Raw genomic sequence first — 17,462 nt, forward strand, 5'->3', positions numbered from 1 at the left:
GCGCTTGCAGGAGCTGCCGAAGGCTGCGATCAGATTCACCTTCTTCGCAGCCTTCGGCAGCTCCTGCAATCTCGCCTCATGGATTTACATCAGTAAGGCCTTTGGCCACACCCATTCAAATACGTTCCATTTTCGGCAACCACACGCGAATCAGCGAAAACAGCCGGTCCAGATCGATGGGCTTGGCCAGATAATCGTTTGAGCCGGCCTGCAGGCAGCGCTCCTGATCGTCCTTCATGGCCTTGGCCGTCACCGCAATGATCGGCAGTTTGCGCCAGCGCGGATCCTTGCGGATCTCGGCGGTCGCTTCGTAACCATCCATCTCCGGCATCATCACATCCATCAGCACCAGGTCGATATCTTCGACTTCGTTAAGCCTGGCAATGGCTTCAAGACCGTTGCGGGCGATTTCGATCACCGCGCCTTTGTGTTCCAGAGCACTGGTCAGGGCGAAGATATTGCGCACATCATCGTCCACCACGAGGATCTTGCGGCCTTCGAAGACCTTGTCGCGGCTACGGGCGGTCTTGAGCATCTTTTGCCGCTCGTTGGACAGCTGCGACTCGACCTTGTGCAGGAACAGCGTGACCTCATCGAGCAGACGCTCCGGAGAGCGCGCGCCCTTGATGATGATCGAACGCGAGTACTTGAGCAGTTCGGCTTCTTCGTCGCGGGTCAGATTGCGCCCGGTGTAGACGATCACTGGCGGGAACAAACAGATGTCCTCGGTGGACATGCGCTTGAGCAGGTCGTTGCCAAGCATGTCCGGCAACTTCAGGTCGATGATCATGCAGTCGTAGATATTGTCGCGCAGCAGGTCCAGGGCATCCTGGGCAAAGCCCACGGCGGTGATTTCAATGTCATCGTCGCCAATCAGGCGAGCAATACTGTCGCGCTGCAATGCATCGTCTTCCACCAGCAGGACGCGCTTGACCTTCTGGGTCAGCTTGGCTTCCAGTTTGGCGAAGACATCCTTGAGCTCCTCGCGGGTGGTTGGCTTGACGGCATAACCGACGGCCCCCATGTGCATGGCCGCTTCCTGGCGGTCTTCCACCGAGATCACATGCACTGGAATGTGTCGGGTCGGCGCATGTTCCTTGAGACGTTGCAGTACGGTCAGGCCGGAATGATCGGGCAGACGCATGTCCAGCAGGATCGCGTCGGGAATGTATTGCGCAGCGAGGTCAAAGCCGTGGTCTGCGGCATGGGCCACCAGACAGTAATAGCCCAGTTCATGGGCCAGATCGTAGAGGATGCGGGCGAAACCGGGTTCATCTTCGATAACCAGGATGCAGCGCTTGGTGAATGGCGCCTTGTCCCGATCGTCGGCAAAGGTCGGCACCACCACCTGGGGAACAGCCGCCGCAGGAGCGGGTTGACTTGCCGGGACGAATGCCTGGGGCAACGGGGTAACGGGCGAAACGACGATAACGCTTTCCTGACCCGCCGCCTGAGGTGCCGGCTCGACGTACTGCTCTGGCAGGATCAGAGTAAAAATACTGCCCTGCCCCGGCGCACTGGTCACACTGATGGAGCCGCCCAGCAGACCGGCCAGATCCCGGGAGATCGACAGGCCCAGACCGGTGCCGCCATAACGGCGATTGGTGGTGCCGTCAGCCTGGCGAAAAGCCTCGAAGATGCTCTGCTGCTGATCTTCGGCGATACCGATGCCCGAATCGCGGACGATAAAGGCAATGCCAGCGTTGGGCTGACGTGACACCGTCATGCTCACAGCACCGCTTTCGGTGAACTTGATGGCGTTGGACAACAGGTTCTTGAGAATCTGCTCCAGACGCTGGCGGTCGGTGAACAGCATGGTCGGCGCACCGGCCTGTACCTCCACCTGAAAATCCAGATTCTTCTCGGTCGCCAACGGCTGGAACATATTGCGCAGCCCCTCGACCAGCCGCATGACGCTGCTGTTTTCCGGGCGCATTTCCAGCTTGCCGGCTTCCACCTTGGAAATATCGAGAATGTCATTGATCAGGTGCAGCAGATCGTTGCCCGCCGAATAGATCGACTCGGCAAATTTCACCTGTTCTTCCGTGAGGTTTTCCGTCGGGTTTTCCGCCAGCAACTTGGCCAGGATCAGCGAACTGTTGAGCGGCGTACGCAGCTCGTGGGACATGTTGGCAAGGAATTCGGATTTGTACTTGCTTGAACGCTGCAACTCTTCGGCGCGGGCTTCCAGCTCGATCTGGGCGATATGTAACTCTTCGTTATTGCGGTCCAGGGCATCGCGCTGATCGGCCAGGGCCTGGCCCTGCTCGGCAAGTTGTTCGTTGGTCTGCTCCAGCTCCGCCTGCTGGGTTTCCAGGTGGACCTGGGACTCCTTGAGAATCCGCGACTGCTCTTCCAGCTCTTCGTTGGCGGTACGCAGTTCTTCCTGCTGAACCTGCAACTCCTCGTTGAGCTGCTGGGTTTCGGCCAATACTTCCTGCAAACGCTGGCGATAACGGGCGGCTTCAAGGGACGTGCCGACGTTATTGGCAATGATCTCGAGGAACTCGATATCCCGTTCGGTCAACTCACGCAGGAAGCCCAGTTCGACCACGCCATTGACCTGATCGTCGTTATGGGTAGGCACCACCACGACATTGCGCGGCAACCCTTCACCGAGACCGGAGCTGACCTTGAAGTAGTTGGCCGGCACATCGGTCAGGGTAATGGTCTTGTTCTGCTGCGCGACCTGGCCAACGATACCTTCGTCGCCAAACAGTGACTGGTCCTGCTGCTCCTGCTCTCGGGAGAAGCCGTAGGAAGCAATACGCTTGAGGCCGCCATGCTCCTGGCGCACATAGACGGCGGCGACCACTGTCCCCAGGAAAGTGGAGAAGAATTGCAGGACATTGCGTCCGACGTTGTTGAGCGTCAGTTGCCCCAACATCTGCTCGGCCAGTTCGCTCTGGCCGTTGCGCAGCCAGGCGACCTTTTGCAGGCGCTCGCTATCGAGTTCCTGGCGACGCAGATTTTCGCTGTAGGTGGTTGATAACCTCAACATGTCACGACGACCGATCCAGGCCAGCACGCCACTGACAGTCAGTACGAAGATCAGGTATAGCGTGACCAGGAAGATGGTCGTACGGGTCACATCGGCGTTGCGGTTCAGGCGCAGTTGTTGCTCCATCGCCACCGCATCGTCATATTCGGTGCGGATCTCATCGGTCAGGCGCTTGCCGCGCCCGGCCTGGATCGCCGAAGCGTAATCGCCATTCTGGCGGCGCAGGGTGATCATTTCCTGAGCGAAGTCGTTCCAGTCGTTCTGCAAGGCGAGAATGCGACGGAAACGGTCGGACTGAGCCGGGTTGTCCGCGACCAGATCCTGCAAGCCCTTGAGCACGGCACGCACGCCGGGCTTTGCCACTTCGTAAGGGTCAAGAAAATGCTCATCGCCGGTGAGCAGGAAGCCGCGCATGCCGGTTTCCATGTCTACGGACAGCTTCAGCGAACGATTGACGTTGTTGATCACCCGGTCGGTATGCTCGACCCACTGGATCACCGAGAGCAGATAAGTGATCAGGACAACGAAAAACACGCCGCTGAGCACGCCGACCGCCAGGGGCAGGCCAACGTTGCGACTCAGGAGTTTGCGAAAGCGTTGTTCATCGACAATCGACGGTTGAATCATGAGAATTCCCAGGCGATTACATCAAGGCGATGGAGTTTGCCGTAAACTCTAGAATAAGGCTCTGGTTTCTGACACATCAGATTGAAATTTCAGACATAAAAATTCGCGGTTTCTTAGGTAAGCCAGCGTCTTTTGTTGTTTTGAACGGAAAAAACCAATCAATCAGGTGTGTCATGTTGATTATCTGGAACTTTCTTCGGGATTTACCTCACTGAATCGAGTCTGCCGCATCTCTACCCCATCACTGTATTGTTCAAGGGAGTACCCCATGTCTGTCACCGCCAGCACGATCCTTGTGGTCGAAGACGACGCCATCGTTCGCATGTTGATCGTCGACGTCCTCGAAGAGCTGGAATATCAGGTGCTGGAGGCAGATGGCGGCGATGCAGCCCTTGCCCAACTGGAAAAACCGGACCAGCCCATCCACCTGCTGATGACCGATCATGGCATGCCCGGCATGACCGGCAGCGAGCTGGTCAGCAAAGCGCTGGCATTGCGCCCTGGCCTGCAAGTACTGATCGCCAGTGGCTACGGCGACAGTATCGACATGCATCCGGGCGCCTACACCCTGGGCAAACCGTTCTCCATCGATCAACTGCGCGACAAAGTGAAAGAAATTCTTGGCTAACGATGAATCGCAGCACCCCGCTCCAGTGGCCCGGACCAAGCTCCTGATCATCGGTTACGTCTGGCCCGAGCCGCGCTCTTCGGCGGCCAGTGGCCATGTCATGCAGTTGATCCAGTGTTTTCTCGACCAGGACTGGGACATTACCTTCGCCAGCCCGGCCACAGAAGGCGAGCAGCGCGCCGACCTTACCGCGCTGGGCATTCACGAAACCCATATCGAACTCAACAGCAGCAGTTTCGACGTTTTTATCGGCGAGCTGCAGCCCGATATCGTCCTGTTCGATCAGTTCATGATCGAAGAACAGTTTGGCTGGCGAGTGGAAAAGCACTGCCCCCAAGCCTTACGCATCCTCGAAACGTCGGACTTGCAGAGCCTGCGCCATGGTCGCCATCAGCAGCTCAAGGATTACCTGAACAGCCAGGGCCAGGCCGATGAGCTGGACGCGTTCTTCGAGCAGTCCGAGGCCCGTATCTTCGAGACCATGGCGCGCAGCGACCTGGCGCAGCGGGAAATCGCTTCGCTGTACCGCTGCGATCTCAACCTGATGACCTCCGACGTCGAGATACAGCTGCTCAAGGCGCGCTTCGGCCTGCCGGATCAATTGCTGCACTGGTGTCCGCTGATGCTGCCGGACGTAGCCAGCGAGAATCTCCGTCCTTTTGCCGAGCGGGCGAACTTCCTCAGCATTGGTAACTTTCGCCATGCGCCAAACTGGGACGCCGTGCTCTGGCTCAAGAGTGCCGTCTGGCCGCTGATCCGCCAGCAACTGCCCGGCGCCCAATTGCATATTTACGGCGCCTATACCCCGCCCAAGGCCACCGCGCTGCACAATGCCAGTCAGGGTTTTCATATCAAGAACTGGGCCGAGGATGCCTTGCAAGTCATGTCGGCCGCCCGGGTCTGTCTGGCGCCATTGCGCTTCGGCGCCGGGATCAAGGGCAAGATCGTCGACGCCATGACCTGCGGCACACCCAATGTCACGACGAACATTGGCGCAGAAGCCATGAGCGGCGATTTGCCCTGGCCCGGCCTGATTGCCAACAGCGCTCAGGGCATTGCCGACGCCGCCGTGCGTCTGTATCAGGACGAAAGCCTATGGCAGAAGGCCCAGGCCAATGGTTTGACAATTCTGGCCGCGCGCTACCAGTACCGTCAGCACTGCGCCAGCCTGATCGAGCGCATCGCCGACTGTCGCCAGCACCTGACCCAACGACGCACGGCCAACTTTATCGGTGCGATGCTGCGTCATCACCACCATAAAAGTACCCAGTACATGGCGCAGTGGATTGAGGCGAAGAATCGGTTGGCCTGATCAAACATACTGCAACCATCTGAATTGAAATCCAATTCTTGTAGGAGCTGCCGAAGGCTGCGAATGGGTCTAGCTGATACAGCAGATTCGCAGCCTTCGGCAGCTCCTACAGGTGAACGCGCGCTCTCAGGCACGTCGCCTCGCGACAAATTCGCTCCTGCAAGAAAAATCATGCACATTAAGCGCCTTGACCATTCCGACTAACCGGTCACGCCATGACAAAAACAACAAGAGTTACCGATCCATCCTATGAGTTGATGGATGACCATAACGGTCTGTCGATCATTTACCGCGAGCACGGTTTCCCCTGCCCGCTGGTGCGCTGGCACTTCCACAAAGAGTACGAACTGCACCTGATCGTCGCCAGTTCCGGCAAGGTGTTTGTCGGCGATTACATCGGCAACTTCTACCCGCAGACCCTGTTTCTTACCGGCCCCAACCTGCCCCATAACTGGATCAGCCAGGTTGAGGAGGACGAAGTCGTGCCCAAGCGCGACATGCTGGTGAACTTCACCGATGAGCTGCTGGAAAGCGGCATTCAGGTGTTTGCCGAACTACGCACCCTGGCGCCGCTATTGGAGCGGGCGCAGTACGGTGTCGAGTTCCGTTGCCCACGCACCATCGCCCAGGCTGCCCGCCTGATGCAGAAAATCGCCGATACCAAGGGTATTACTCGCCTGGGGCATTTCCTGATCCTGTTGGAGTTGCTGGCTGCCAGTGATGATTATCAGTTGCTGTCCGGCACCAAGGCGCCGCAGATGGCCGATGAGCACAGCATCGATCGCACCAACCGCGCAGTGGATTACATCTTTACCCACTACGCCCGGGACCTGCCTCTGGAAGAAGTGGCCAGCTATCTGGGCATGAAACCGACCTATTTCTCCCGAGTATTCAAACAGGCCACCGGACGCAGCTTCGTCGAGTTCGTCAATCGCCTGCGGGTCAGCAAGTCGTGCGAGCTGCTGGCCGACGGCGACCGCCCCGTTACCGACGTGTGCTTCGAGTCGGGCTTCAATAATATTTCCAACTTCAACCGGCGCTTCCAGCAGCTCAAGGGCATGACGCCTTCGCATTACCGACGCCTGGCCGTTCAGCGCCTGACCGAACAAAACCTGTACTGATTCTCCCCACCCCCATCCCGCTGAACTACGCTGAATCTGCGCCGAACCTTGTTCGAGCGCAGTTGTCACGTATTGAGCCCTCCACTGGCAGTGCAAAATAGTATCGGTTGAAGTGTGCCGCAGGATTTGTCTTGGCGGCGCCGGACCGTTGTAATCAGTGCTCATCTTCCAACCCTCCGGAAGATACAAAAACAATAACCGAGCTTCTGTAGCCCCTGGCGCAGAAGAGGAGTGATCGATGAAGACCTCAGCAAAACTGCTACTCGCCGGTACCTGTCTGTCCATCAGTGCAATCGCCAGCGCTGGCGACGTCACCATCGCCACCGTCAATAACAGCGACATGATCCGCATGCAGAAGCTCTCGAAGACGTTTGAAGAGCAGCATCCGGACATCAAGCTCAAGTGGGTGGTCCTGGAAGAAAACGTCCTGCGTCAGCGCGTCACCACCGATATCGCCACCAAGGGCGGCCAGTTCGACGTGCTGACCATCGGCATGTACGAAGCTTCGCTGTGGGGCGCCAAGGGCTGGTTGAAGGAAATGAAAGACCTGCCAGCCAGTTATGCACTGGATGACGTCTTCCCTTCCGTGCGTGACGGCCTGTCCGTCGACGGCAAGCTGTTCGCGCTGCCGTTCTACGCCGAAAGCTCGATTACCTACTATCGCAAGGATCTGTTCAAGGCCGCTGGCCTGACCATGCCGGAGCGTCCGACCTGGACCCAGATCGGCGAGTTCGCCGACAAGCTCACCGACAAGTCCAAGGAGCAGTACGGCCTGTGCCTGCGCGGCAAGCCGGGCTGGGGCGAGAACATGGCCCTGATCACCACTGTGGCCAACGCCTTTGGCGCACGCTGGTTCGACGAGCAGTGGAAACCACAGTTCGACCAGCCCGAGTGGAAAAACGCGCTGAACTTCTACGTCAACGCCATGAAGAAAAACGGCCCGCCCGGCGCTTCCAGCAACGGTTTCAATGAAAACCTGGCGCTGTTCAACAGCGGCAAGTGCGCCATGTGGGTCGACGCTTCCGTGGCCGGTTCCTTCGTGACCGACAAATCCCAGAGCAAGGTGGCTGACAACGTCGGCTTCACCTATGCCCCGCACCAGGAAACGGACAAAGGCTCGGCCTGGTTGTACTCGTGGGCGCTGGGTATCCCGGCGAGCGCGAAGAACAGCAAAGACGCCCAGGTGTTCACCGAGTGGGCAACCTCGAAAGAGTACGCCGCGCTGGTTGCCGAGAAAGACGGCGTCGCCAACGTGCCGCCAGGCACCCGTGCTTCGACTTACAACGATGCCTACGCCAAGGCGGCACCGTTCTCCACCATCACTCTGGAATCACTGAAATCGGTAACGCCGAAGGCGCCGACCCTCAAGCCGGTTCCTTATGTCGGTATCCAGCTGGTTACCATTCCTGAGTTCCAGGCCATCGGTACTTCGGTCGGCCAACAGTTCGCTGCCGCCCTGACCGGCAACAGCACGGTCGATGCCGCCCTGGCAGCCGCGCAAAGCAGCACCGAACGCGAAATGAAGCGGGCCGGTTACCCGAAGAAGAACTGACTAGGGTCTGCCAGTCCCTTGATGTCAGGACGCGACAACGCGTCCTGACCGTTCCTGCATCGCCCCGGAGTCACCCATGAATACCTCGACCCTCTCCTCCTCCAAGCAGTCCGCCAGCGCTACCCCGCCAGGCAAAGGCCGCCTGAGCAAACCCGGCTGGTTCCTGGTCAGCCCCTCGGTCCTGTTGCTGCTGGTATGGATGATCGTGCCACTGGGCATGACCATCTACTTCTCGCTCATTCGCTACAACCTGCTCAATCCCGGTGAAAACGAGTTCGTCGGCCTGGAGAACTTCGAGTTCTTCGTCACCGACAGCGGTTTCATCCCCGGCGCCCTCAACACCCTGCTGCTGGTCGGCAGTGTATTGGCCATCAGTGTCATTCTCGGCGTGTTGATTTCCGCCCTGCTCGAAGCCAGTGAATTCTTCGGCCGCAGTATCGTGCGCGTGCTGCTGATCTCGCCGTTTTTCATCATGCCCACGGTCAGCGCGCTGATCTGGAAGAATCTGATTTTCCATCCAGTGTCCGGCATCCTCGCCTGGGTATGGAAGCTGTTCGGCGCCCAGCCCATCGACTGGTTCGCCAACTACCCGATGCTGGCAATCATCATCATTGTTTCGTGGCAATGGCTACCGTTCGCGATCCTGATCCTGATGACCGCCATGCAGTCTCTGGACCAGGAACAGAAAGAAGCCGCACGCCTGGACGGTGCCGGCCCCATTGCGATCTTCTGGCACCTGACCCTGCCGCACCTGGCCAGGCCGATTGCCGTGGTGGTGATGATTGAAACCATCTTCCTGCTGTCGGTATTCGCGGAAATCTTCACCACCACCAACGGCGGTCCGGGATTCGCTTCGACCAACCTGGCATACCTGATCTACAACCAGGCGCTGTTGCAATTCGACGTCGGCATGGCTTCGGCCGGCGGTCTGATTGCCGTGGTCATCGCCAATATTGCCGCCATCATCCTGATCCGGATGATCGGCAAAAACCTCACCGACAAGTCATGAGGGCCCAGCCGATGATGACGCTCAAGCAATCCCGCCGCCTGCAAAGCCTGCTGCTCGGTACCCTGTCGTGGCTGATCGCGGCCCTGATTTTCTTCCCGATCTTCTGGATGGTGCTGACCAGCTTCAAGACCGAACTGGACGCTTTCGCCACACCGCCACAACTGTTTTTTACTCCGACCCTGGAAAACTACCTGCACATCCAGGAGCGCAGTGATTACTTCCACTTCGCCTGGAACTCGATCCTGATCTCGTTCAGCGCAACCATCCTGTGCATCCTGATCTCGGTACCGGCGGCCTACTCCATGGCCTTCTTCGAGACCAAGCGGACCAAGAGCACCCTGCTGTGGATGCTCTCGACCAAGATGCTGCCGCCGGTGGGCGTGCTGATGCCGATCTATCTGCTGGCCAAGACCTTCGGCCTGCTGGATTCGCGCCTGGCCCTGATCGTGATCTATACCCTGATCAACCTGCCCATCGTGGTGTGGATGATCTACACCTACTTCAAGGACATCCCGCCGGAAATCCTCGAGGCCTCACGCCTGGACGGCGCCACCACGCGCCAGGAAATCTTTCGCGTGCTGATGCCGATCTGCAAGGGCGGCCTGGCGTCCACGGCGCTGCTGTCGCTGATCCTGTGCTGGAACGAAGCGTTCTGGTCATTGAACCTGACCTCCTCCAGCGCTGCACCACTGACTGCCCTGATCGCGTCCTACTCAAGTCCTGAAGGCTTGTTCTGGGCCAAGCTGTCGGCCGTCTCGACCCTGGCCTGTGCGCCGATCCTGATCTTCGGCTGGATCAGCCAGAAACAACTTGTGCGCGGCCTGTCATTCGGCGCAGTCAAATAGCCCTCAGATAATAAAAAGGAGCCCAACATGGCTAACCTCATCATTCGCAACCTGCAAAAGGGCTTTGACGGCCATCAGATCATCAAGGGTATCGACCTGGACGTGCGCGACCGTGAGTTCGTAGTCTTTGTCGGTCCGTCCGGTTGCGGCAAATCCACCCTGCTGCGGTTGATCGCCGGGCTGGAAGAGGTCACCTCCGGGACCATCGAACTCGATGGCCGCGACATCACTCAGGTGACCCCGGCCAAGCGCGACCTGGCCATGGTGTTTCAGACCTACGCACTGTATCCGCACATGACCGTGGGCAAGAACCTGTCCTTCGCCCTCGATCTGGCCGGCGTGCCCAAGGACGAGGTCAAGCGCAAGGTCGATGAGGCCGCACGTATCCTCGAACTCGGCCCGCTGCTGGAACGCAAGCCCAAGCAGCTCTCCGGTGGCCAGCGCCAGCGCGTTGCCATTGGCCGCGCCATCGTGCGCAACCCGAAGATTTTCCTGTTCGACGAACCGCTGTCCAACCTCGATGCCGCCCTGCGCGTACAGACCCGCCTGGAACTGTCGCGCCTGCACAAAGAGCTGCAGGCCACCATGATCTACGTGACCCACGACCAGGTCGAAGCCATGACCCTGGCCGACAAGGTCGTGGTCCTAAATGGCGGTAAAGTGGAACAGGTCGGCTCGCCTCTGGAGCTCTATCACCACCCGGCCAATCTGTTCGTTGCAGGCTTCCTCGGCACACCGAAAATGGGCTTCCTCAAAGGCAAGGTCAGTAGCGTGCGTGCCGGTGGCTGCGAAGTCACCCTGGATGCCGGGACCACCATCAGCCTGCCATTTACCAACGCGCAACAGAGTGTCGGCGACAGCGTGACCCTGGGCATTCGTCCCGAGCACCTGGACCTGGCCAAGCCGGGTGACTGCCAGCTGCAGGTGATTGCCGACGTCAGTGAACGCCTGGGCAGCGACACCTTCTGCCACGTCAACACCCGCTCCGGCGAGGCGTTGACCCTGCGTATCCGCGGCGATATGGCCAGCCAGTATGGCGAGACCCTCAACCTGCACCTGGACAGCAACCATTGCCACCTGTTCGACGCCCAGGGCCTGGTGATTGCCAAGGCCCTGCAGGCCGCCGCCTGAACCACCGAATTCGAAGCCTTAGAGAGTGTTGTGATGAAACTCAATAAACAAAACCTGTCGAACCTGGGCCCCGGTGTTGCCGTGCCTGCCTACGCCCTCGGCGATCGCCGCCAGGGCATCGCCCATATCGGCGTCGGTGGTTTCCATCGCGCCCACCAGGCGTTCTATACCGATGCCCTGATGAACACAGGCGAAGGTCTGGACTGGGCCATTTGCGGGGTAAGCCTGCGCGAGGAAGACCGTAATAACTATCAGGCCCTGAAAAATCAGGACTTCCTCTACACCCTGTTCGAACTCGGCGACACCCCGGACACTGAGACCCGCATCATCGGTGCCATGAGCGACATGCTCATGTCCAGCGACAGTGACCTGGCACTGATCGACAAACTGGCCAGCCCGGATATCCGCATTGTCTCGCTGACCATCACCGAAGGCGGCTACTGCATCGACGACAGCACTGGCGAATTCATGAGCCACCTGCCGCAGATCCAGCACGACCTGGACCACCCGGCCACGCCGAAAACCGTATTCGGCTTTCTCTGTGCCGCATTGGCCAGACGCCGCGCCGAGGGCACCCCGGCCTTCACCCTGATGTCCTGCGATAACCTGCCGCATAACGGCGCGGTCACCCGCAAGGCTTTGCTGGCCTTTGCGGCCCTGCGTGACCGCGAGCTGCACGACTGGATCGCCGACAACGTCAGCTTCCCCAATGCCATGGTCGACCGCATCACGCCCATGACCAGCAGCGCCCATCGCCTGCAGCTGCATGACGAAAAAGGCATAGACGACGAATGGCCGGTGGTTTGCGAGCCCTTCGTGCAATGGGTACTGGAAGACAAATTCGTCAACGGTCGTCCGGCCTGGGAAAAGGTCGGCGTACAGTTCACCGACGACGTCACGCCTTATGAAGAAATGAAGATCAAACTGCTCAATGGCAGCCATCTGGCGCTGACTTATCTGGGCGCCCTGAAAGGCTATCGCTTCGTTCACGAGACCATGAACGACCCCTTGTTCGTAGAGTACATCAGCACCTACATGGACCTGGACGTTACCCCGCAACTGGCACCAGTACCGGGTATCGACCTGACGGCCTACAAAGCCAAGCTGATCGAGCGTTTCTCCAATCAGGCAATTGCCGACCAGCTGGAGCGCGTGTGCTCTGATGGCTCGTCGAAATTCCCCAAGTTCACCGTACCGACCATCAATCGCCTGATTCTGGACCAGGCCAATCTGGATCGCGCTTCTCTGGTGGTCGCCGCCTGGGCCTTGTATCTTCAGGGCAACAAGGGCGAAAACGGCGTCGAGTACAAGATCGTCGATCCCCGCGTCGACTTCTGCAAGGGCCTGGTCGCCGATGCAACGCTGCTTACCCAGCGTCTGCTCGGCGTGGAAGAAATCTTCGGTGCGGCCATCCCGCAGTCGGCTGCCTTCATCGCTTCGTTCGAAAAAAACCTGAACAGCCTGAAACAGCTGGGCGTCGACAAGACCCTCAAACAGCTGCTGGGCAAAACCGCTTGAGGTGAGCATGTTTCTCGGAATCGACTGCGGCACCCAGGGCACCAAGGCCATTATCCTCGACTCTGCCACCGGTAAAGTCCTGGGTGAAGGCGGTGCGCCTCATGATTTGATCAGCGGCGCCAACGGCCGCCGCGAACAGAATGCCCAGCAATGGCTGGACGCCCTTGAGCAGGCGACGCGCACTGCCCTGAGCCAGGCCGGGGTATCGGGACTGCAGATCCAGGGCATCGGCGTATCGGGCCAGCAGCACGGCCTGGTGCTGCTGGACGCCCAGGGCCAGGTGCTGCGTCCGGCCAAACTGTGGTGTGACACCGAAACCAGCGCCGAGAACCAGCGCCTGCTGGACTACCTAGGCGGCCCGCAGGGGTCGCTGGAGCGTCTGGGCGTAGCCATTGCGCCGGGCTATACGGTATCCAAGCTGCTCTGGACACTGGAGCAGCACCCGACTCTATTCGCGCAAATCGACAAGATCCTGCTGCCCCACGACTACCTCAATTACTGGCTTACCGGACGTTGCTGCACCGAGTTCGGCGACGCCTCGGGCACCGGCTATTTCGACGTGCGCAGCCGCAGCTGGGATATCCCGCTGCTGATGCATATCGACCCCAGCGGCCGTCTGAACCGCGCCCTGCCGGAGCTGATCGAGGCACAGCAGAGCGTGGGCCGGATCCTGCCGGACATCGCCCAGCGCCTGGGCATCAACACCGATGCCATCGTTTCCAGCGGCGGCGGCGACAACATGATGGGCGCCATCGGCACCGGCAATATCCAGCCCGGCGCCATCACCATGAGCCTGGGTTCGTCAGGCACGGTCTACGCCTACAGCGACGAAGCCCGGGTCAGCGAGCAGGCTTCGGTGGCGACCTTCTGCTCGTCTTCCGGCGGTTGGCTGCCGCTGATCTGCACCATGAACCTGACCAACGCCACCAGCGCGATCCGCGAGCTGTTCGAGATGGACATCGACACCTTCAACCGCGCTATCGCTGCAGCGCCCATCGGGTCGGCGGGCGTGTCGATGTTGCCGTTCCTCAATGGCGAACGAGTGCCCGCCCTGCCCCACGCCACCGGCAGCATTCTCGGGCTGGACAGCACCAACCTCAACCGCGAAAACCTCTGCCGCGCCGTAGTCGAGGGCACCACCTTCGGTCTGCGCTACGGCTTGGATCTATTGCGCGACAGCGGCATCAGGAGCGAGAAGATCCGCCTGATCGGCGGTGGCGCGAAAAGCGCAGTGTGGCGGCAGATAGTTGCCGACATCATGGACACTCCGGTGATCTGCGCCGAATATGGCGAAGCGGCTGCCTTGGGGGCTGCGATCCAGGCGGCCTGGTGCTGGTCGGCCGTGAATGCCCCGCATGACAGCCTGCAAGCCCTCTGTGAACGCTGCGTACGACTTGACGCAGCCAGCGAAACCAGGCCCATTGCCGGGCATGTCGCGGCCTATCAAGAGGTCTACGAACGCTACCGTAATCAGTTGCGTGATCTCTAATTCCCAAGGGAGCCTTTATGTTTCTTGTGTGTGGCGAAGCCCTGTTTGACTTTTTCACCCTGCCGGACACCGGCGGCCCGGCCAATGCCCTGGACTTCAAGGCCATCGCCGGTGGCTCACCGTTCAACGTCGCGGTCGGCCTGCGTCGGCTCGGCGTCGATTCGGCATTCTTCGCCGGGTTATCCAATGACTACCTGGGCCGTCGCCTGCGAACTGTCCTTGACAAGGAAGGTGTACGCGCCGACTTCCTCCTGGATTTCGACGCCCCAACCACCCTGGCCATGGTCGCTGTGGGGGCCGACGGTTCGCCGGTCTACAGCTTCCGTGGCGAAGGCTGCGCAGACCGGCAACTGCGCCTGCATCATCTGCCCAAACTGGATGACAGTGTGCGCGGCATTCATGTCGGCTCGTTCTCTCTGGTCGTACAGCCGATCGCCGATACCCTGCTGGCCCTGGTCGCCCGTGAAAGCAGCCAGCGCCTGATCAGCCTTGACCCCAACGTACGGCTTAACCCGGCGCCGGATATCCAGCAATGGCGCGAACAGATCAGCGCCTTCGCCACTCACGCCCATCTGATCAAGGTCAGCGACGAAGACCTGCACCTGCTCTACCCCGAGCAGGCGCCGGAAGCGGTAGCGGCCAGTTGGCTGAACCAACGCTGCCAACTGGTGATCCTGACCCGTGGAGGCGAAGGCGCCAGCCTGTTCAGCCGTCAGCACGGCAACTGGAGCGTACCGGCGCAGAAGGTCGAAGTGGCCGATACGGTCGGCGCCGGCGACACCTTTCAGGCTGCGCTGATCACCTACCTTACCGAACACCAGCTGGACACCCCTGAAGGCCTTGCATCTCTGAGCCGCGACCAACTTGATGACATGGTCCGTTTCGCCATCAGCGCTGCGGCCGTGACTTGTACACGCACCGGGCCGGATTTGCCGTACCGCAATCAGTTGGGCTGAGAACACAAAGCAAACGCAAGACTCGTAGGAGCCGGCTTGCTGGCGATGGCTTCAGGTCAATCGATGAAAATGTTGCCTGGTACACCGCTATCGCCAGCAAGCCGACTCCCATAAAACTGCAATCCAATCGGCGAGTGGCTATTTCGCTCTTGCTTGATCGAAAAAATAGTTTAAGTTGTACGACGACAGACATACCACCTCTTGTCAGCCCGTTCCAACCACAAAAATAAAAGGATCCTCCATGAAAAAGCTCACCTTGGCCGCCGGTTTTCTCTGCCTGTTCGCTGGCTATGCCGCCGCCTCCCCCGCTTCCGATGAAAAAGACGTCGCCGCTGCGGTCGACAGCATGACCCAGGCCATGCTGCATAAGGACATTGCCAAGCTCAAGACCCTGACCTCGGACAACGTTACTTACGGCCACTCCAGTGGCAAGGTGCAGAACAAGGAAGAATTCGTTGCCGACATCGAGACCGGTCGCAGCGGCTTCAATACCCTGCAAATGCTCAATCAGAAAATCTTCCTGAACGGCGACACCGCTCTGGTGCGTAACCACTTCTCCGCCGAAGCGGTAAATAGTGGCAAAGTGGTACCGACTGAAATCGAAAACTTCCAGGTCTGGCAGAAACAGAAAGGCCACTGGCTGCTGATCGGTCGTCAGGCGTTCAAGTTCTAAGCACACTCATATCGCGCTGGCAGTTGGGCCGGCTTTAGCCTGGAAGACGTTCCTGAGGACGCTTTCCCGGCTAAAGCCGGTCCCACAATATCCGGGTTATCCCAGCAGCCCTTCAACAAACGCCCTGGCCTGACGGGTCAAGCTATCCAGATGACGGTCACGCTGCTTCTCGGCATCGACCATCGCCCGCTTGCCGTGCTGCTGAAGCAGATAGGTATGAATCTGCCGCACTTCCAGGGTGCGATAGATAGGCGCGGTATCCAGCACAGCGACAAGCCCGTCAGTGGCATGATCACGGCTATTCATCACGACCTGCGGGCCACGAGCGCTCAGCACCTGAAAACCCATCGCCGCAAAATACGGTACCTTGGCGACGAAGCACGCCAGCTCCGCGTGGGGGTAACGGTTGAGCATGTCGGTCATCATTGCCCGGGCAATGCCCTGGCGGCGGCACGATGTCTGTACCGCCATATAGGCCACTGCACAGGCCTGGGGATCGTCCCTGGCAGGCAGATACAGCAGGAAACCCACTACCGTCGACGGCTCCTGCTCATCCAGCGCCACAATCAACTCCACTGCGATCCCTTTCGAACCATCCATGGCCTCCTGATACAGGTTGACCTCAAGGCCGAGCCCGTACTGATACAAGCGGTACAACGGATTGCTCGGTGCAATGGCGACGGCACTGAGACCGGTGACGTTATCGATCACCAACTGCATGATCTGACTCTTGACCGACTCTGGGGGCGGACTGCCGTAATGACTCAGGGTGAACATTGGATAGGGACTCATGCATGAATATCTGACTGGCAGCACTTGTGTGGGAGCGAATGAATTCCCACAGTAGCGCGTGAATATCATCGATATCTGTGGGAGCGGATTCATCCGCGAAGGGGCCGCTCTGGCTTTACGGCAAACATAGAATCTCCCACACATTCGCGTCCAGCTTGTTGCCGCGCATCATACCCGCATCAGTATTCTCACGTGTGAGTCAGACCCGTCAGCGTATCGGCAATGGCCTTGGTCCGCTGCGACGTTCCCTCGGTCTGGCGGCTGGATTCAGCCAGGCTGCCAAGCATCTCGCGCAGGTCGCTGACGGCTGTGGATTGGTCCTCGATCTGTTGGGCAACCCGTTGGATCTCCGCAGACAGCAAGTCGATATCGACGCCAATCTCTCCGGCGTTCTTGCGGGTGATTTCCGCCAGTTTACGCACTTCATCCGCCACCACCGCAAAACCCCGGCCCATCTCCCCGGCGCGCGCCGCTTCGATAGCCGCATTCAAGGCCAGCAGGTTGGTCTGCCCGGCGATCTGCTGAATCACCTGGACGATGGACTGAATGCGCAGGCTCGACTGTGCCAGTTCCCGCGCGCCACCGACCACTTCGCCGGACTGGCTCGAAAGACTTTCGACCGTGGCACTGGCATCGGCCGCCACACTGCTCTGCCGGTCGATGGTCGAGGCCAGTTGATCCATGGACAGGTGCAACTCACCGGAATAATGCCTGAGCTGTCCGGCAATCTCCTCCTGCTGCTGACCGGCCTGGGCGAGCACCTGTCCCAGATCGGCCAGCCCGGCAAATACCGGGCGGATGTTTTCGT

Annotated in this window: 14 protein-coding genes; 11 read left to right on the plus strand and 3 right to left on the minus strand. The window is 59.4% G+C overall.

From position 1 onward, the window contains the following. Positions 1-115: 115 nt before the first annotated feature. Entirely contained in the window at positions 116-3,628 is a 3,513-nt protein-coding gene (locus ACCD02_RS06365) for a response regulator (RefSeq protein ID WP_413299528.1), read from the minus strand. A gap of 268 nt (positions 3,629-3,896) precedes the next feature. Here ACCD02_RS06365 and ACCD02_RS06370 point away from each other — a divergent pair, with 268 nt between their 5' ends. From ACCD02_RS06370 to ACCD02_RS06420, 11 genes are all read left to right on the plus strand, one after another. Next, positions 3,897-4,256 (plus strand): response regulator, encoded by a 360-nt coding sequence (locus tag ACCD02_RS06370; protein WP_413299530.1) that lies wholly within the window; start codon positions 3,897-3,899, stop codon positions 4,254-4,256. Next, entirely contained in the window at positions 4,249-5,568 is a 1,320-nt protein-coding gene (locus ACCD02_RS06375; RefSeq protein WP_413299532.1) for a glycosyltransferase, read from the plus strand. Before ACCD02_RS06370 ends, ACCD02_RS06375 begins: the two co-directional genes overlap by 8 nt. 215 nt (positions 5,569-5,783) lie before the next feature. After that, positions 5,784-6,689: an AraC family transcriptional regulator gene (locus tag ACCD02_RS06380; RefSeq protein ID WP_413299534.1), complete on the plus strand. Its 906-nt coding sequence runs from the start codon at positions 5,784-5,786 to the stop codon at positions 6,687-6,689. A 238-nt stretch (positions 6,690-6,927) separates the two neighbouring features. Further along, positions 6,928-8,241: an ABC transporter substrate-binding protein gene (locus ACCD02_RS06385; RefSeq protein ID WP_413299536.1), complete on the plus strand. Its 1,314-nt coding sequence runs from the start codon at positions 6,928-6,930 to the stop codon at positions 8,239-8,241. 76 nt (positions 8,242-8,317) lie between these two features. Continuing rightward, entirely contained in the window at positions 8,318-9,250 is a 933-nt protein-coding gene (locus tag ACCD02_RS06390) for a carbohydrate ABC transporter permease (RefSeq protein ID WP_413299538.1), read from the plus strand. An 11-nt stretch (positions 9,251-9,261) separates the two neighbouring features. After that, a complete protein-coding gene (locus ACCD02_RS06395) occupies positions 9,262-10,095 on the plus strand; it encodes a carbohydrate ABC transporter permease (RefSeq protein WP_259105250.1) in 834 nt (277 codons plus the stop codon). Between the two features lie 27 nt (positions 10,096-10,122). Continuing rightward, positions 10,123-11,226, plus strand: coding sequence for an ABC transporter ATP-binding protein (locus ACCD02_RS06400; RefSeq protein WP_413299541.1), 1,104 nt, complete (start codon positions 10,123-10,125; stop codon positions 11,224-11,226). 33 nt (positions 11,227-11,259) lie between these two features. Beyond that, on the plus strand, positions 11,260-12,744 hold the full coding sequence (locus ACCD02_RS06405) for a mannitol dehydrogenase family protein (protein ID WP_413299543.1): 1,485 nt from the start codon (positions 11,260-11,262) through the stop codon (positions 12,742-12,744). A 7-nt stretch (positions 12,745-12,751) separates the two neighbouring features. Next, positions 12,752-14,233 carry a xylulokinase gene (xylB, locus tag ACCD02_RS06410; protein WP_413299545.1) on the plus strand — a complete coding sequence of 494 codons (1,482 nt, stop codon included), beginning with the start codon at positions 12,752-12,754 and terminating at the stop codon, positions 14,231-14,233. 17 nt (positions 14,234-14,250) lie between these two features. Continuing rightward, a complete protein-coding gene (locus ACCD02_RS06415) occupies positions 14,251-15,189 on the plus strand; it encodes a carbohydrate kinase family protein (RefSeq protein WP_413299547.1) in 939 nt (312 codons plus the stop codon). Between the two features lie 241 nt (positions 15,190-15,430). Continuing rightward, on the plus strand, positions 15,431-15,862 hold the full coding sequence (locus ACCD02_RS06420) for a nuclear transport factor 2 family protein (protein ID WP_413299549.1): 432 nt from the start codon (positions 15,431-15,433) through the stop codon (positions 15,860-15,862). A gap of 96 nt (positions 15,863-15,958) precedes the next feature. Here the strand turns inward: ACCD02_RS06420 and ACCD02_RS06425 are convergent, their stop codons facing one another. Both ACCD02_RS06425 and ACCD02_RS06430 read right to left on the minus strand, forming a co-directional pair. Next, positions 15,959-16,639 (minus strand): GNAT family N-acetyltransferase, encoded by a 681-nt coding sequence (locus ACCD02_RS06425; RefSeq protein WP_413299621.1) that lies wholly within the window; start codon positions 16,637-16,639, stop codon positions 15,959-15,961. Between the two features lie 203 nt (positions 16,640-16,842). Next, complete coding sequence (locus ACCD02_RS06430) at positions 16,843-17,337, minus strand: methyl-accepting chemotaxis protein (protein WP_413299623.1); 495 nt, start codon at positions 17,335-17,337, stop codon at positions 16,843-16,845. Positions 17,338-17,462 lie beyond the last annotated feature (125 nt).

This window comes from Pseudomonas sp. Pseusp88, from assembly GCF_047303955.1.
GTDB lineage: Bacteria > Pseudomonadota > Gammaproteobacteria > Pseudomonadales > Pseudomonadaceae > Aquipseudomonas.

What these genes read in the sequence shown, in the direction of transcription:
- ACCD02_RS06365 (WP_413299528.1), bottom strand. Translation starts at nt 3,628, where the DNA reads ATGATTCAACCGTCGATTGTCGATGAACAACGCTTTCGCAAACTCCTG.
- ACCD02_RS06370 (WP_413299530.1), top strand. Translation starts at nt 3,897, where the DNA reads ATGTCTGTCACCGCCAGCACGATCCTTGTGGTCGAAGACGACGCCATC.
- ACCD02_RS06380 (WP_413299534.1), top strand. Translation starts at nt 5,784, where the DNA reads ATGACAAAAACAACAAGAGTTACCGATCCATCCTATGAGTTGATGGAT.
- ACCD02_RS06385 (WP_413299536.1), top strand. Translation starts at nt 6,928, where the DNA reads ATGAAGACCTCAGCAAAACTGCTACTCGCCGGTACCTGTCTGTCCATC.
- ACCD02_RS06390 (WP_413299538.1), top strand. Translation starts at nt 8,318, where the DNA reads ATGAATACCTCGACCCTCTCCTCCTCCAAGCAGTCCGCCAGCGCTACC.
- ACCD02_RS06395 (WP_259105250.1), top strand. Translation starts at nt 9,262, where the DNA reads ATGATGACGCTCAAGCAATCCCGCCGCCTGCAAAGCCTGCTGCTCGGT.
- ACCD02_RS06400 (WP_413299541.1), top strand. Translation starts at nt 10,123, where the DNA reads ATGGCTAACCTCATCATTCGCAACCTGCAAAAGGGCTTTGACGGCCAT.
- ACCD02_RS06405 (WP_413299543.1), top strand. Translation starts at nt 11,260, where the DNA reads ATGAAACTCAATAAACAAAACCTGTCGAACCTGGGCCCCGGTGTTGCC.
- xylB (WP_413299545.1), top strand. Translation starts at nt 12,752, where the DNA reads ATGTTTCTCGGAATCGACTGCGGCACCCAGGGCACCAAGGCCATTATC.
- ACCD02_RS06415 (WP_413299547.1), top strand. Translation starts at nt 14,251, where the DNA reads ATGTTTCTTGTGTGTGGCGAAGCCCTGTTTGACTTTTTCACCCTGCCG.
- ACCD02_RS06420 (WP_413299549.1), top strand. Translation starts at nt 15,431, where the DNA reads ATGAAAAAGCTCACCTTGGCCGCCGGTTTTCTCTGCCTGTTCGCTGGC.
- ACCD02_RS06425 (WP_413299621.1), bottom strand. Translation starts at nt 16,639, where the DNA reads ATGTTCACCCTGAGTCATTACGGCAGTCCGCCCCCAGAGTCGGTCAAG.
- ACCD02_RS06430 (WP_413299623.1), bottom strand. Translation starts at nt 17,337, where the DNA reads ATGGATCAACTGGCCTCGACCATCGACCGGCAGAGCAGTGTGGCGGCC.